At 45.5% G+C, this 15,924-nt stretch carries 12 protein-coding genes; 3 read left to right on the top strand and 9 right to left on the bottom strand.

Annotation, left to right across the window (positions count from 1 at the left end; translation table 11 throughout):
• Nucleotides 1-68: 68 nt before the first annotated feature.
• Nucleotides 69-1,502, bottom strand: coding sequence for a PTS transporter subunit EIIC (locus NSS66_RS17890; RefSeq protein WP_340959490.1), 1,434 nt, complete (start codon nucleotides 1,500-1,502; stop codon nucleotides 69-71).
• 24 nt (nucleotides 1,503-1,526) lie between these two features.
• Nucleotides 1,527-3,719 (bottom strand): alpha-galactosidase, encoded by a 2,193-nt coding sequence (locus tag NSS66_RS17885; RefSeq protein WP_340959488.1) that lies wholly within the window; start codon nucleotides 3,717-3,719, stop codon nucleotides 1,527-1,529.
• 174 nt (nucleotides 3,720-3,893) lie between these two features.
• Here NSS66_RS17885 and NSS66_RS17880 point away from each other — a divergent pair, with 174 nt between their 5' ends.
• Nucleotides 3,894-4,712, top strand: a complete 819-nt coding sequence (locus NSS66_RS17880; protein WP_069080778.1) for an AraC family transcriptional regulator — start codon at nucleotides 3,894-3,896, stop codon at nucleotides 4,710-4,712.
• 141 nt (nucleotides 4,713-4,853) lie between these two features.
• Here the strand turns inward: NSS66_RS17880 and mutY are convergent, their stop codons facing one another.
• Both mutY and acpS read right to left on the bottom strand, forming a co-directional pair.
• Nucleotides 4,854-6,086, bottom strand: a complete 1,233-nt coding sequence (gene mutY / locus NSS66_RS17875; RefSeq protein WP_069080779.1) for an A/G-specific adenine glycosylase — start codon at nucleotides 6,084-6,086, stop codon at nucleotides 4,854-4,856.
• A gap of 4 nt (nucleotides 6,087-6,090) precedes the next feature.
• Nucleotides 6,091-6,495 carry a holo-ACP synthase gene (acpS, locus tag NSS66_RS17870; RefSeq protein ID WP_023986981.1) on the bottom strand — a complete coding sequence of 135 codons (405 nt, stop codon included), beginning with the start codon at nucleotides 6,493-6,495 and terminating at the stop codon, nucleotides 6,091-6,093.
• A 184-nt stretch (nucleotides 6,496-6,679) separates the two neighbouring features.
• Between acpS and NSS66_RS17865 the strand changes: the two genes are divergently transcribed.
• Entirely contained in the window at nucleotides 6,680-7,507 is an 828-nt protein-coding gene (locus tag NSS66_RS17865; protein ID WP_069080781.1) for an alpha/beta hydrolase family protein, read from the top strand.
• Nucleotides 7,508-7,719: 212 nt separating this feature from the next.
• Here NSS66_RS17865 and nadE read toward each other — a convergent pair whose 3' ends face one another.
• The 3 genes from nadE to NSS66_RS17850 form a co-directional block, all read right to left on the bottom strand.
• A complete protein-coding gene (gene nadE / locus NSS66_RS17860; protein WP_025722646.1) occupies nucleotides 7,720-8,529 on the bottom strand; it encodes an ammonia-dependent NAD(+) synthetase in 810 nt (269 codons plus the stop codon).
• A 101-nt stretch (nucleotides 8,530-8,630) separates the two neighbouring features.
• A complete protein-coding gene (locus tag NSS66_RS17855; protein WP_023986978.1) occupies nucleotides 8,631-9,065 on the bottom strand; it encodes a BrxA/BrxB family bacilliredoxin in 435 nt (144 codons plus the stop codon).
• Nucleotides 9,066-9,206: 141 nt separating this feature from the next.
• Entirely contained in the window at nucleotides 9,207-10,946 is a 1,740-nt protein-coding gene (locus tag NSS66_RS17850; protein WP_028541021.1) for a two-component system sensor histidine kinase NtrB, read from the bottom strand.
• Between the two features lie 291 nt (nucleotides 10,947-11,237).
• Here NSS66_RS17850 and NSS66_RS17845 point away from each other — a divergent pair, with 291 nt between their 5' ends.
• Nucleotides 11,238-12,497: a BaiN/RdsA family NAD(P)/FAD-dependent oxidoreductase gene (locus NSS66_RS17845; RefSeq protein ID WP_340959487.1), complete on the top strand. Its 1,260-nt coding sequence runs from the start codon at nucleotides 11,238-11,240 to the stop codon at nucleotides 12,495-12,497.
• A gap of 212 nt (nucleotides 12,498-12,709) precedes the next feature.
• Here the strand turns inward: NSS66_RS17845 and NSS66_RS17840 are convergent, their stop codons facing one another.
• Nucleotides 12,710-14,380, bottom strand: a complete 1,671-nt coding sequence (locus NSS66_RS17840; RefSeq protein ID WP_028541023.1) for a ribonuclease J — start codon at nucleotides 14,378-14,380, stop codon at nucleotides 12,710-12,712.
• Nucleotides 14,381-14,492: 112 nt separating this feature from the next.
• The gene (locus NSS66_RS17835) at nucleotides 14,493-15,923 is read right to left on the bottom strand and encodes a YfcC family protein (RefSeq protein WP_028541024.1); all 1,431 of its coding nucleotides are present in this window, start codon (nucleotides 15,921-15,923) and stop codon (nucleotides 14,493-14,495) included.
• Between the last annotated feature and the right edge of the window lies 1 nt (nucleotide 15,924).

The following is a 15,924-nucleotide window of genomic DNA, read 5'->3' as shown; positions in this document are numbered from 1 at the left end:
TTTTAACCGTTTTCATAAAGCCTGATTGTAACTGATTAAGTTATTCAACTTATCAATACTCTCTTGGTTCAGAGTGTTGACCTCTTGCTCTTGATAGCACCGTAAGCAAATGTAAATAATGCTCCACATAACAGGGCAATAAGATGAGCGATAAGATAATTCATATGACCATGGTTCTCTGACGCTGCAATTGCAAAGCCAGGAAGAGCCGTGGTTCCGAATCCTATGGCTGTCAGCTTGCTTAAATATACATATGCTCCCGCAATCATTCCTCCAAGGCATCCAGCAATCAGGGGGAACTTATACTTTAAAGTGACCCCGAAGATCGCTGGTTCGGAGATTCCAAAAAGTACAGACCCGAATGCAGAGTAACCCATTTCTTTAACCTTGGTGTCTTTGCGATTCAAAAGAATATACCCCAAAACGGCGCCCCCTTGAGCCATCAAAGCTACTGATGCCAATGGGTTGATAAAATTTCTGCCTGTATCGGTTAACAGCTGCGCTTCTACCGCACCCATAACATGATGTAAGCCTGTAATAACAATGATCTGCTGAATGCCTGCAAAAAACATAAAACCGAATATCCCAAGGTTTTGCGTCATCCAAAGCAGCGAAACGGTGACCAGACTGGCTAGCTCTCGCCCAAGAGGGCCGATAATCGTAAACAATAGCAGGGAAGAAATAAAGACAGTCAGCAAAGGAGCCAAAAATAGTTTAATCATGTCTGGAACCTTTTTGTTAAAAAACTGATCCAACTTGGCTACCACATATCCCATCATTAGAGCAATAATAATACCGCCCTGAAATCCAACCAACTGTACGGGAAGGCCGAAAAGACTGATCGATTCCGGATTTTGACTCCCTTTAGCTACCTCAAAAGCATCTGCCAGCGCCGGATGAAGCATAATCGCACCCAGCACAAGCCCCAGAATAGGACGACCGCCGTATCTCTTGGTTGCGGAATAAACAACAAGCAGCGGCAGGATTGTAAAAATACCCGTGGAAACGATTTGAACGAAGCGATTGATCCCTTGAAAAATTGGATACATCTCCACAATCGACTTAGGACCAAATAACCCCTTCTGACCTAACAGCCCGGTTATCCCCATTAACAATGCGGCAGCAAGAATTCCCGGCATGATCTCAATGAAGACATCTGACAGCGATTTAATGGCCTTTTGAAAAGGATTTTGCTTTTGTGCGGACTTCGATTTGACATCACTTAATGACATATCTTCTGTTCCGGTCAGTTTGGAGAACACGGCATAGATGTTATTGACCAACCCTGCTCCAAAAATGATCTGCAGTTGGTCCCCCGCTATGAAAACGCCTTTAACCAGATCAATATCTTCAATCTTTTTTAATTCCGCTTTTTCATTGTCCTCAAGTACAATTCTTAATCTTGTGGCACAATGGGCCACACCGATAATGTTCTCTTCACCACCGATATATTTTAAAATTTCTTGAGAAATTTGCTTATACTGCTTTTCTTTTGCTTCCATCTAGTAAAACCTCCTCTAGCTGAGTCAGATGTCTTCTTTAACAAATCTCCAGAACATGCCTAAAAAGTCCTGCTTTACCCTGGCAAGTGTTATGCCGACATGCATTAATTCATCACCGCCGAACAGCTCACCGGTTTCTACATTTCTATAAACGTAGTCTGGATTCAGACCTTTAAATTTTAATGTTTTAATCGCGGCAGCAGGTTGGGATAAAATCTTGAAATAGCTGGCCGCCATTTCCATTTGATCCTCTGATACAAAGCTCCATGCGGCTTCATTTTCATCAAACGGATTAATTATTCTGTAAAACTTCCCAAATTGAATGAGCGATCTCATTTCTTTATATAGAGCTATCTGTTTTTTTACTATTTCTTTTTCCTCAACGGTTAATGTCGTCAAATCTAGCTCATATCCAAAATTCCCGGCCATGGCGACATAACCTCTTGTCTCCAAGGGAGTTATTCTGCCCACTTGATGGTTGGGTACTGTGGAGACGTGTGCCCCCATGGTAATTGGAGGGTAGACAAGACTTGTTCCCCATTGAATTTTCAGTCGGCAAATGGCATCCGTATTGTCACTCGTCCAGGTCTGAGGCATGTAATAGAGCATACCGGCATCAAAACGGCCTCCTCCACTAGAACAGCTCTCGAATAAGACATGGGGAAACTTTGATGTAAGCTCTTCCATAATATTATAGAGTCCCAGGATATAACGATGCGCAGTCTCCCTTTGTCTCTCAGGCGGCAAGGCTGCCGAACCCACATCCGTCATGTGACGATTCATGTCCCATTTTACATAAGTAATTGGAACGTCCGATAAAATATCGGAAACCGACTTAATAATGTACTCACACACTTCCTTCCTCGATAAATCCAACATCAGTTGATTTCTTCCCAACGTATACGGACGATCAGGGACATGGATACACCAATCTGAATGCTTTCTGTATAAATCGCTGTCTATGGATACCATTTCAGGTTCAAACCACAAACCAAACTCCATACCCAGATTTCGTATGCGGTTTGCAAGATCCGGCAATCCATCTGGAAGTTTGCGACGATCCACCACCCAATCGCCTAATGAAGTATTGTCATCATCCCGTTTTCCAAACCACCCATCATCCAGTACAAACAGCTCCACTCCTACACTTTGAGCCTCCTTCGCCAACTGCTCAATCTTGTCGGCATCAAAGTTAAAGTAGGTGGCTTCCCAGTTATTAATCAGGATCGGCCGCTCCTTGTCACGAAAAGGCCCACGACATAATCTGCTCCTGTATAATTCATGATAAATTCTCGACATGCCGCCCAATCCATTTTCGGTGTATACCATGACCACTTCTGGCGTTTGGAAGGATTCCTCCGGTTCAAGCAGCCATGTAAAATCAAAAGGATTAATCCCCATCGCGACTCTTGTGTTCCGATAGGAATCTACCTGAGCCTGGGCCGTAAAGTTCCCGCTGTACACCAGATTAAAGGCGTACACTTCACCCTGTTCTTCATCTGTTCCTTCTCTTACAAGTGCCATAAAGGGTGCCTGTTGAGGGCTGCTGGCTCCACGGCAGCTGTCTACCATTTGAATTCCGGGTAAAATTTTTCGCCTTGCTATATTTTTTTCATTATTATGCGCACCGTACAAGGTAATTAGTTCGTATTCATCATCACGAAAATCCACACTAGCACTTAACGCTCTAAGCAGTTTTAGCTGCTGTCGACCTTCATTATCGAAACGGACTGAACGGGTAATGACATCCCACTTTTGATAAAGGCTATAGGATAGTACAATCTTTACATCAATTAATGGGTCTTCAAGGACGATTTCCAGAGTTTCTACTTCGCCATCATCCTCTGCATAAGTAGAAGGAAGCCCTTTCAATTTTGACTTGCCTTGGTAAACCTGATGTTCTTTATACCGAAAGTCTGTCACGGTAGAACCATTCTCCAATTGAAGCTGATACGCAGGAATTCTGAAATCACTATTTCCAAATGATGGATACTCTTGTGGGATGGTGTCCAGTGAAAAGGCTCGATCCTCACCATCCGGATTGGGTGAAAATCCTCTATCCATAAAGATGATCTTATTGCTTCCCCGATAGTTCTGAATTTTCTTTCCCCAATACAGATGGGCTAAATAACCATCTCGTATAACCTGCATGACATAACTCGTATTGCTGCCTTGTAAATGGAATAAAAGATTCTCTTTATCGATGTGTATAGTCATAGCAACCCCCTTATAGCGCCAATAGTACGTTTTTTCAAAATTATAAATTATGTTGTTTTCTTATTGTTTACATCCTAATAATAATTGAATAGTTTTAATAATTATATGGAATAATGTAGACTCTATATGAAACGGTGTGATAATATACAGAGATGAATTAAGGGGTGAAAACAAATGAGTTCGCACTTTTCCAATCATTCCTATAACAACCTGGATCTCAATTTATACACATGTGGCAAAGAAAGCTGTACCAGCAAGCACTCTTATGGTCCAGCCATTCGAAGCGGGTATATGGTGCATTATATTTTAAAAGGAAAAGGGATCTTTAAAGTCAACGATAAAATCTATCATTTGGAGAAAAACGATGCTTTCTTCATTGAGCCGAAGGTTTTAATTTATTATGAAGCAGATGAAATGGACCCATGGGAATATGCCTGGATTGGTTTTAATGGGGTGCAAGCAAAAGAATATCTAAGCCGAACCTGTATCAATAGGGACAATCCCATTTTCCGGTTTGAAGCGGAGGGTAGCCTTGCCCGCTGTATGGAGAGCATCGTCGTTTCTTCTACACTGAAATCCAACAAAGACCTGCTGCTTGCATCCAAGCTATATGAATTTCTGTATTTGATGTTTGAACATTACCCTAATCAGGAAGTCAACCATGAAGTAAGACAGCAGCGGTATATTAAAGAAGCGCTTCTCTTCATTCAGCAAAACTATTCACACTTCATTACCGTAAGTGACATTGCCAAGTACATTTCAATTGACCGTTCGTATTTGCATCGTTTATTTAAACAGCAACTAAATAAGTCACCGCAGGAATTTTTATTACATTTGAGGATTGAAAAATCGTGCTCCCTATTAAGAAATACTTCCCTTAAAATCGGAGATATTGCGCGGTCTGTAGGGTATAAAGATGTACTCCTATTCTCCAAAATGTTCAAAACGGTCAACAAGGTGACTCCATCCGAATACCGAAAAAATCCCCAATAATAACACGCTTCGTTCGCAATTAAATTAGGCATATTCATTCCAAAAACAGAAAAATAGCGGCAGTATGGATCAACCTCATGTCCATACTGCCGCTATTTTTTTAACTACCCTCTTTTATGGGCAAAACCTTTAGTTTGACCATTAGTTCTCTTTTTGCTTCGCATAATACTCGGTGATCAGATCAAGGAACACCTTGGGAAATGCCAAGGTGGCCATATCCGCCTCGCTGATCCAGCGGTACCCCGCTGGCAGCGCATTGCGCGTGTGCTCCGCCTGCTCAGCCAGCGTAATCAATGCCCCCGGCTTCGCTCCGGTGCTGTAGCTGGCCCGCTGTTCGGCAGCCAGCGGATGTCCTCCCGCCTCTCCGGCAGGGGCGGCGACCTCTTCACACTGGAACACACGCAGGTTCCAGTGAATGTGGCTGAACGTGTGCTCCGCCTCACGTACAAACCGCACCGGGCGCGCAAGCACGCCCTCTGCCAGCAAATGAGCCGCCAGATGGTCCATGGCGGGCTCATCCGGCACCGGGCCGTTGTAGCCCTCCGGCCCGGCAAGCTCATGCGGCAGCTCCCACATGCGGGCCAACAGGCCCTTGGCCGGGCGCTGCCGTACGAGCAAGCGGCCGGCGTTCGCTCCGCTGCCCTCGATGAGAGCGACGGAGCGCGGCTCCAGCCGCGGCGGCTTCGCCTTGGTCTTGACTGGCAGTGTCTCCTCGCGACCTGCCAATCTGCCCGAGCAATGCTCCATGACCGGGCAGGTCAGACAATGAGGCGACTTCGGCGTGCAGACCAGCGCCCCCAGCTCCATCAGAGCCTGATTAAAATCAGAGGCTCTTCCTTCGGGAATCAGCTCCCGTACCAGACTTTCCATATGCGCCCGCGTGCTGCCCTTCATAATATCCTCTTCAATGAGAAAATAACGCGACAGCACACGCATCACATTCCCGTCCACAGCAGGCTCTGGTCGGTTAAAGGCGATACTCATAATCGCCCCCGTCGTATATGGGCCTACTCCTTTCAGTGCAGCGACAGCTTGTGTATCATCCGGCACCTGCCCGCCGTGAAGCTCAACTACTTGTTTTGCCGCAGTTTGCAAATTCCGGGCCCGCGAATAATAACCCAGCCCTTCCCACAGCTTAAGCACATCCTCTTCGGGTGCTTCCGCCAGTGCTTCAATTGTAGGAAAACGTGCAATAAAGCGATTAAAATACGGAATGACCGTATCCACACGCGTCTGCTGAAGCATAATTTCCGAGATCCAGATATAAAAAGGATTCCGATGGCGGCGCCACGGCAAATCGCGTTTGTTACGTGTATACCAATTCAACAGTTCAAAGCTGAAATAACGCTTTTGTTCCAATGTATTTGTAGTCATCACATCACATCTCCTTATATTCGACAATCACAAAAGCAGAGGCAATGTTAGGCTGATGTGTAATACTCAAGTGAATGCTGTAATTCGAGTCACCTGTAGACGGCAACCTCAGTCTATCCCACGCGGATGAAGACAAATAAACTACTGGCTTCCCCCCAGGTTCCGGTAAAATATCCATATCGCCGAACCCGATGATTTGCCCAATTCCACAACCGAAGGCTTTCGTTATCGCTTCCTTGGCGGCAAAGCGCCCTGCTACGAACTCCGTTAGTCTACCCTTGCGTTCCACAGCAAGCTCACGTTCTGCCGGGGTCAGCACCCGATTCAAAAACGAATCTGCATATTTACCTGCCAAAATATTAGCCATACGGTTTATTTCCAGCACATCATGTCCAATTCCGTAGATCATTTGGGTATTCCCCGTCCTTTTTACTTTACTGGATCTATTGTAACAGTGCGTCCACACCCTGGCGAGTCACAAAGGCGTAAAACCGGCACCAAAATATGTTAAAATAAGAAAGGCTATAGGTGAATGTTTTGAAATTCAGCTGATATGCCCATTTAAAAAAATTCCCGTAGAAAGGAAGGATTGGATGTCAGAAACCATTATTGTTGAAGCAGGTACCGAAGCAGGAACAGATGCGGTGATCCGGGCTTCCTGGTTTCCCGCTAAAAATACAGCCAAAAGCCTGCTCATCATCGCTCACGGCTACAAAGGATTTAAGGATTGGGGCATGTTCCCCTATATAGCAGAAGCATTGAGTACGGATAACCATGTTGTGACCTTCAACTTTTCACATAATGGCATAGGTGAGGATCTAGAGAATTTTACCGAGCTGGAAAAGTTCGCACGCAACACCTATAGCCGCGAACAAGAGGATTTGGAACTATTGCTATCCAATCTGAGAGCACGTCATGAGTTCAGAGAATTGCCGTTGTTTCTGTTAGGACATAGCCGAGGCGCGGGGAGCTGCTTTGTATATGCTCTAGATCATCCCGGTGAGATTGCTGGCGTCATTTCATGGAATGGCGTGACAGATCTTGATCTGTTTACTTTACCGCAAAAAGAAGAAATGCGCGCCAAGGGGCGCAGCTATGTGGAAAACGCCAGAACCGGACAACAGCTTCCGCTGGATGCTGTCATTCTGGAAGACCTGGAACAAAATCGCCAGCGTTTTGCCATTGTAGACAGACTTGCCAACAGCCAGCTCCCAGCTGTACTGATCCAGGGAACCGAAGATTCCAAACGTCTACGGGAAGGCTCTGCCCTGCTCACTTCCGTTCGTCCCGACATCGAATGGGTACAAATTCAAGGCGGCACTCATACCTTTAATACCGTTCATCCATTCCAGGGAGGCAGTCTTCCACTCGATCAGGCGATTACCGAAACTCGCCGCTTCATTGAGTGGATCGCCAATTAATTATTGCCCCTTCAATACAAACGGCGATCCGCCGGGCGGATCGCCGCATTTATTTACTTCAGGATTTTGCAAAATTCGATTCCAGTCGCTCCAAGTGCAATATATAGACGAACTAGACCATTTCGATCTATATATTGTTTATTGAAAATCGCTTATTGGATTTTTGCAAAATCCTCACTTGAGCATTTTTACAATTCCATAATGATTAATGCTTACACTCCTGGGATGCTTGTCCGCTTATGCGCTGTACGTGTAAAGAAGCTTTCCAGCTTTTCGCGTGCCGCCGGGTCAATTTCCTTGCCTTCTAGGTAGTCGCTGTTTGCTTCGTAGGAGATCCCCAGTTCTTTTTCATCCGTCTGGCCTTCCCACAATCCTGCTGTAGGCGCTTTGTCCAAAATGGCCTGCGGAACTCCGAGATAGCTGGCCAGCAAGCGCACCTGACGTTTGTTAAGCGTGCTAAGTGGCGTAATATCGACCGCTCCATCGCCCCATTTGGTATAAAAGCCTGTGATGGCTTCTGAAGCGTGATCTGTGCCAACGACGAGCAGATTCAGCTCATTCGCGAGTGCGTACTGAACCACCATACGTGTTCTTGCCTTTACATTCCCTCTCACTTGCGGAGTAATGGAACGCTCCAGACCGATATCCTTTAACGTATGCTCCACTTCCACGGCAACCTTGTCCACGGCTTCCTTAATGTTCGTTTCCCCAGCATATTTCAGGTCGAACGCTTTGGCTACCGCGTAGCTATGCTCGATATCTTCCTGTTGGCCATATGGCTGGAATACACCCAGCGTTTTGTATTCGTCCCCTTGCTCCTGCGTCAATTCATCTGTAGCCCGCTTGCACAAAGCGGCTGCTACGGCACTGTCAATCCCGCCACTGATGGCGATCAGCAGCCCTTTGCTTCCCGTTTTCGTTACATACGACTTGAGGAAATCCACACGCTTGCGGACCTCCGCTTCTACGTTAATCGTAGGCTGTACTCCCAATTCAGCAATAATCTGTTCCTGCAAACTCATCAGATAAGCACCTCTTTTTTAGGAATTTCCTTCACAAGCCAACATGCAAAAGCCCCGGCAAGTTTCGCAGGCGAAAAATGCGGGGCATAGCTTGAGCAGTCTTACCGGCAAAAACGATCAAATGCACTGGTCAAATCAGCAGCGATCTGATCTGCCGAACGATCCTCCACCTGATGACGCTCGATGAAGTGAACCAGCTCGCCGTCTTTCAACAGCGCGATAGAAGGGGAAGACGGTGGATAAGGTGCGAAAAATTCGCGAGCCTTTGCTGTTGCTTCCTTGTCCTGTCCGGCAAAAACCGAATACAGATGATCTGGCGTAAGATCATGCTTCAGTGCTTCAGCCACACCTGGGCGGCACTGGCCTGCGGCACAACCACATACCGAGTTCACAACAACCAGCACTGTACCTTTAGCATTAGGCAGCTTGGCCTCCACATCTTCAGAAGTACGCAGTTCCTGAATCCCAAGATTCGTCAGTTCATCACGCATTGGCTGAACTGAATCTCTCATATATTGATCGAAAGACATAGACATATTCTTTCACTCCTTTTCCAAAAATCATGTATACTACGTTTCTAATTTCATCCTTTGCCGTAGTAAAGGCATGGACATCTAAACTTCATTATACAATCTTTTTCACGTAATTTGCAAAAATCCGGATATATATTTGCACGATTATTTCTGTATCGAATTCATGACAGGAAACTCAGAATGATCCCGGTAAGTCGGAACGGTTCTGCGCAATCGAACTTTAAACTGCGTGCCCATTCCCTCCACCGAATCTACGGCAATTGTACCGTGATGACGCTCCACTATACTTTGACATAAGGCCAGACCCAGACCTGTACCTTTCGTTTTGGTCGTGTAAAAAGGTTGGAACAGCTTTTCAAGCTGCTTTTGCGGAATTCCCGGACCTGTATCCTTTACTTCCATTTCCACGAAATCCCCTTCCTCATGAGTCGAAATGGTCAGCACTCCCTTTTCCCCCATAGCTTCCATCGCATTACGCGATAAATTAAGCAGCAATTGCTTCATTTCCTTAGGGTTCAAATGCAGCATCGTCACATGATCCTCTAACTTTAGCTCAATCGTCTGTCCCCTCAGATTCGCATCTGCCCACAATAAAGGCGTCAGTTCGCGAATAATATCATGCAGATGACATTGCTCCTTCTCGACAATTCGATTCTGGGCCAGTGAAAGAAAATCGTTAATAATCCCGTTCGCCCGGTCAAGTTCCTCCATCACAATGCGGTAATAATGGTTGAGGGATTCTGGGCTTTTCTCACGCATAAGCTGTAAAAAACCACGCACAACCGCCATCGGATTACGTATTTCATGAGTAATGCCTGCTGCCATCTGTCCAACCAGACTGAGCCTTTCAAAATTACCCAGCTCACTGCGCAGCGTCTCCAGCTCTGTAATATCTTGCAAGGCGATAATGACACCTGTCGTTTGGTTTGCATGTTTATCCCGAATAGGAAGGAAACTTGAGAAGAATACTTTGGGGGTAACATTTATAAAATCAGCCCCCGCCTCTCCTTCCAACGCTTTCGCAACACGTTCGTTAACCGCAGGCAAAGCGCTAAAACCATATAACGAGGTGAATGGACGACCTACTACCTCAGGCAGCGTAATGTAGGGATCGTAGTCCCGATAGAGTTCCAGCATCGTTTTGTTCATATGTATAACTCGTTCTTCGCTGTCCAAAGTAACAAGAGATAACGGCATCAAATCCATAACTTGACGCAGCTTATCCACTTCAATTAAATATTTGCTCGTAAACTCAGTCACATCACGCCGTAACGCCAGCTTCTCAAAGGCATTATGCATCAGGCTCACGACCGTAAAACTTGCCAGTACCCCTGCACCAATATTCCAAAACGTTGTAAGTAAGTCAGGAATGTATACCGCAATATCCTGTTTGCCCCACAGTAGCGGAAATATCGCCTTAAACAGCATATCAGCCACAACATATGCGGAGATCAGGAGCTTTTTGTCCAACATTGTTCCTCTTTGAAAAAACTTGACATGCAGGAGCATAAAAGGAAAAAGGATAAAACCTGTGCCCACATACATCGGGGACATTTCTGTCGACTGGGCTATAATTAGGACTCCCATCAGTGCGGAAGCGGCGAGCACGAAGGCAGTGCGACGTCTACCGTACATGATGCCAACTGCAAGGGGAATAATACCGAGATTGGAAGGTAGACCATATGGAGACTGATATTGAAAGAGTGTACATAGCAATATGGCTGGCAAGCAACACAAATACAGTATTCCTTGATTGGGTCCAGGAAGCAGATTGCCACCCCAAACCTTTTTCTTATCCCCATAATCCGTTAATATAGAGAAAAAACCCGCCGATATAACGGCAAGGAGAACTTGGAGCACACTTTCCTTCAACGCAATTAACAAGGACTTCTCCCCCTCATCATCTTTCCTTGACGCCGTTAGTTGAATTAAAGCACAGGCTACAATATATTACAATATATGTGTTAAAATCCCGGTGTAGAACGACAAAATTTGCTAAATACTAGATGTTTATAAGAGGAGCGTTTTTACGCAATCCAAATCCCTACAATTGAAAGATATGTGCGTTTACTATACTCGAAAGGTATCTAAAGTGACGGTATTACGTTATGATGAACAATCGGTTACGCCGTTCTGAATGATTTTGAAAATTTGTCGACGAAAAGGAAGAGGTTAATGACTTACGACGTTATTGTGATCGGAGGCGGCTCAGCCGGATTAATGGCTGCTGCTGCTGCCAGCGGTGAAGGTGCCAAGGTGATTTTGCTGGAAAAGGGAAATAAACTCGGGCGTAAGCTGGGGATCTCTGGTGGAGGCCGTTGCAATGTCACAAATGCCAAAGAGCTGGACGAACTCATTCGGCACATTCCCGGCAATGGCCGATTTCTGCACAGTGCACTGGCGGCTTTCGGCAATCGGGATATCATCGCCTTTTTTGAACAGTTGGGTATAGCCTTAAAGGAAGAAGACAACGGGCGTATGTTTCCAGTGACGGACAAAGCCAAAACAGTTGTCGATGCTTTGATCAACAAGGTACGCTCTCAAGGAGTCGAGATTCGGACAAGCTGTCCTGTTCAAGAGGTTATTTACAATGAAGGTCATACAGCTGGGGTGCGACTGCGTTCCGGTGAAATCCTACATAGCCGTAATGTCATTGTAGCCGTTGGTGGCAAATCCGTCCCGCATACAGGCTCGGAAGGTGACGGCTATGCATGGGCAGAACAAGCAGGGCATACCATTACGGAGCTGTATCCAACAGAGGTGCCGTTGACCTCAGGCGAGACGTTTATCCAGACGAAAGAGCTTCAGGGACTATCCTTACGCGACATCAGTCTGACCGTATGGAATGCGAAGCAAAAGAAAGTTGTCGTCCATGAAGGAGATATGATTTTTACACATTTTGGTCTATCTGGCCCGACTGCTTTGCGGTGCAGTCAGTTTGTCGTCAAGGGAATGAAAAAGGATAAGGTGAACACGATGTTGTTGACTCTCGATTTGCAGCCTCACAAACATGCCGATGAAGTCTACCGTGAGACACTGGAATTGGCATCGGTCGATGCTAAAAAAGCGATCAAAAACGTGCTTAAGCCTTATTTACCGGAACGCTTAATTCCATTGTTGCTCCAGCAAGCCGAACTGCGTGAGGACTTGACCTATGATCATATTCCCAAGCAGCAGTGGCAAGAACTTGCTCATCGCATTAAGGCGTTTCCAATCCGTGTGAACGGTACGCTCTCTCTGAAGGAAGCATTTGTTACCGGGGGCGGTGTGAATTTGAAGGAAATTAATCCGAAAACAATGGAGTCCAAGCTGATGCCTGGATTGTTCTTCTGCGGTGAGATTCTCGATATTCACGGTTACACTGGAGGTTATAATATTACAGCGGCGTTTACGACAGGGCATACAGCAGGAACCCAAGCGGCCGTAAGCGATTAAGACGCTGCGCGTAGGATTTGATCTTACGATCGCTGTTGCTTCTCCAGATTCAAATCCTCCGCTGCGCTGCAAACCGCCATTACATCCGCATTCTTATAGGAAAAGTAGGAAGGAAATCAAAAAGACTTAAATCAGTCATGTTACTGATTTAAGCCTTTTTTTTAAAATGGCGTAAAGAACAAGCTCCATCTTGTTTTGACATTTGCCGCTATTTAAACCTCAATAATGATAGGTAAAATCATGGGTCTTCTCTTCGTCTGACTGTAAATAAACCGGCCAACATCATCTTTTAACATCTGCTTAATCAGTCCCCACTGACTCATTTCGATTTCTGTTAACTCGTTCACTGTGGACATAATCGTGTCGTGGATCTGGCTCATGAGCTCTTCGGAATCCTTAACATATACAAACCCTCTTGATATGACCTCTGGCGTTGCGAGCATTTGCTTCTCGTTTTTGCTCAACGTCATCACAATAATCAGCATTCCGTCTGATGAAAGCTTTTTACGGTCTCGCAGTACAATATTACCTACGTCCCCTGTGACCAACCCGTCTACTAAGCTATTGCCTGCTGCTACTTTGGGGCCTAGGGATGCCCTTCCCTCTTCGATTTGAACAGTGTCACCGTTATGGACGATAAATACATTCTCCATCGGAATTCCCACAGACTCCGCTAGCTGACGATGCTGATACAACATCCTGAATTCGCCGTGTATGGGAATTAAAAACTCGGGTTTCATCAGGGTCATCATTAATTTTAATTCTTCCTGGCTGCCATGACCGGACACGTGCATCCCTGTGGTGCTGCCTGATCCATAAATAACGTTGGCGCCCAGTACGTACAGGTTATCAATGACCTGGGAAAGATTCCGTTCATTCCCGGGTATGGCTCCTGCAGCAATGATTACAGTATCACCAGGCAAAATTTCGATTCTGGGATGCAGGGAATTGGCTAGACGGGACAGTGCAGCCATTGGCTCACCCTGACTTCCTGTACATAAAATAGCAATTTCTTCTGCAGGAAACCGTTCTGTTTCTCCCGCCTCAATCAACAAGTCCTCAGGCATGTGCAAGAAACCCAGCTCCTTAGCCACTGACACCACATTTATCATGCTGCGACCCAGTAGAACGAGTTTTCTGCCTGTTTCTACAGCCGCGTCAATGACTTGTTGGACACGGTTCACATTGGATGCAAACGTAGAAATAAATACTTGCTGTTTGGCTCTGGCGAAAGCATCCAAAATATGTCCGCCAACCAAACGCTCTGAAGGAGTAAATCCTGGCCTTTCGGCATTTGTACTTTCGGAGAGCAGCACTTTTACCCCCTTCTTTCCTATTTCAGCCATGCGATGAAGATCGGGGAAAGGTCCACTAACGGGAGACATATCGAATTTGAAATCCCCGGTATGGACCACATTTCCTTCCGGTGTCTGAAAAAAGACACCCAGGCAATCCGGGATACTGTGGACGGTAGTGAAAAAGGATGCCTGAATCGTTCCCGCTTGAACGGTTGAATCCGCATCTATAAGATGAAGCTCAGCATCACGTAAAAGGTTGTGCTCCCTTAACTTAATCTTAATTAATTCGATGGTGAGCTTTGTTCCATAAACGGGCATATTAATCTGCTTCAGCAGATAGGGAATACCTCCGATGTGATCCTCATGCCCATGAGTCACAATGAGCGCTCTGACTTTATCCTGATTTTCCAGCAGATAGGTGACATCCGGCACAATGAGGTCAATACCAGGCAAGTTCTCATCAGGAAACTTGGAACCACAATCGATAACGACAATATCCTGATCGTATTGGATAAAATACATGTTTTTCCCGATTTCATTAACACCGCCTAGAGCAGCAATGAGTAATCTATTATCAGCATGCATCAATTTTATTTCCTCCTTAGGAAAATGCTATCCATATTATTCATTTTCCACGTAAACTTATGCACAAAAAGAAACCCTTGTCTCTAAAAGACAGGGGCTCTCACTTGATTTATTAGATACCCACCGCAGCCGAAATAGCAGCAAAAATAGCAGCAACTAACCACAGGATCGGGAATAGCTTGAAGATTACCTTCAGCCACTGTCCAAAGCTGATCCGGGCAATGGCCAATCCCGCCAGCAGTACTCCGCCTGTCGGTGAAATTAGATTGGTTAACCCGTTACCGAATTGGTACGCTGTGACTACTGCTTCACGATTGATACCTACAAGATCGCCAAGCGGTGCAAGTACAGGCATGGTTAGTGCTGCTTCCCCCGAAGAAGATGGGACTAGGAAAGTAATAATATTATGTGCAACCAACATAATGGTAGTGAACAAGTAACTTGGCAATCCTTCCAGAATGCTTGCGAGTGCATTCAATACGGTATCGATGATCATACCCTGCTCGGCGATGATCAGAATTCCGCGGGCGAGACCTATGATCACTGCAGCGTAGATGAATTCTCCACACCCTTTTACAAAATTCTCAGCTATTTCCTTCTGGCTCATTTTAGTAACTACCCCGACAAAAAGACCGAGTGCGAAGAAAAGGGCACCAATTTCAGTCATATACCAGCCTTTGGACAAAATTCCCCAGACAATTGCTCCAAGCGTTACAATAAATCCACCTATTATTAATTTGTCCCGAAACGTGAAGACGACGTCCTCACCTGTATTTTCTTTTATAAATTGCTCACGATTTATAATATCACTCTGAAAAACAATGGATTTCTCCGGATTTCTCTTAACCCGATGCGCATACCACATCGTAAAGACAATAGAAATCATAGTAAATACAAGCCATTCAATAAATCTCAGCCAGAGCTGAGGATTCCCCTCCACTCCTGCGATCCCCTGGGCAATCAATACTGAAAATGGATTAACAGTCGAACCAACATAGCCAATTTGCGTTCCCAGAAATAGAATGAGAATAGCAGTCATAGAATCGAAGCCTAGGGCAAACATTAACGGAATAAAAATCGCATAAAGCGGAATAATTTCTTCGCTCATCCCAAAGGTAGAGCCTCCGAGACTGAATATAACCATGGCAATTGGAATAAGCAGAATCCCCTTATTCTTCAGCCGTCTGGCAAGAGCTGTCAGGGCACGATCGATGGCTCCCGTCTGCAGTATAATCCCGAAGGAGCCGCCCACAATAAGGACAAAAGAGACGACATCCGCGGCATTGATAATCCCCTCAATAGGAGCGCTTAGGATTTGAGGGAGTCCTTGTCTTAAATCACCGTTCTCACCAGTTTTGGGTACAGTGTGATAGGTTCCCGAAACGATCGCCGTTTTGGTCACACCGTTCACTGTCACTTCATGACGCTCAAATTGTCCGCTGGGCACAATCCATGTCAATGCGGCGACTGTAATAATAATCAAAAATATTAAAGTATAGCTATGGGGCAAGGATAATTTCCATTTCATATTCTTGATGTTCATG

Source organism: Paenibacillus sp. FSL R10-2748 (assembly GCF_038005565.1).
GTDB classification, from domain to species: Bacteria; Bacillota; Bacilli; order Paenibacillales; family Paenibacillaceae; genus Paenibacillus; species Paenibacillus polymyxa_B.
This window is presented reverse-complemented; position numbering and strand designations above follow the sequence as displayed.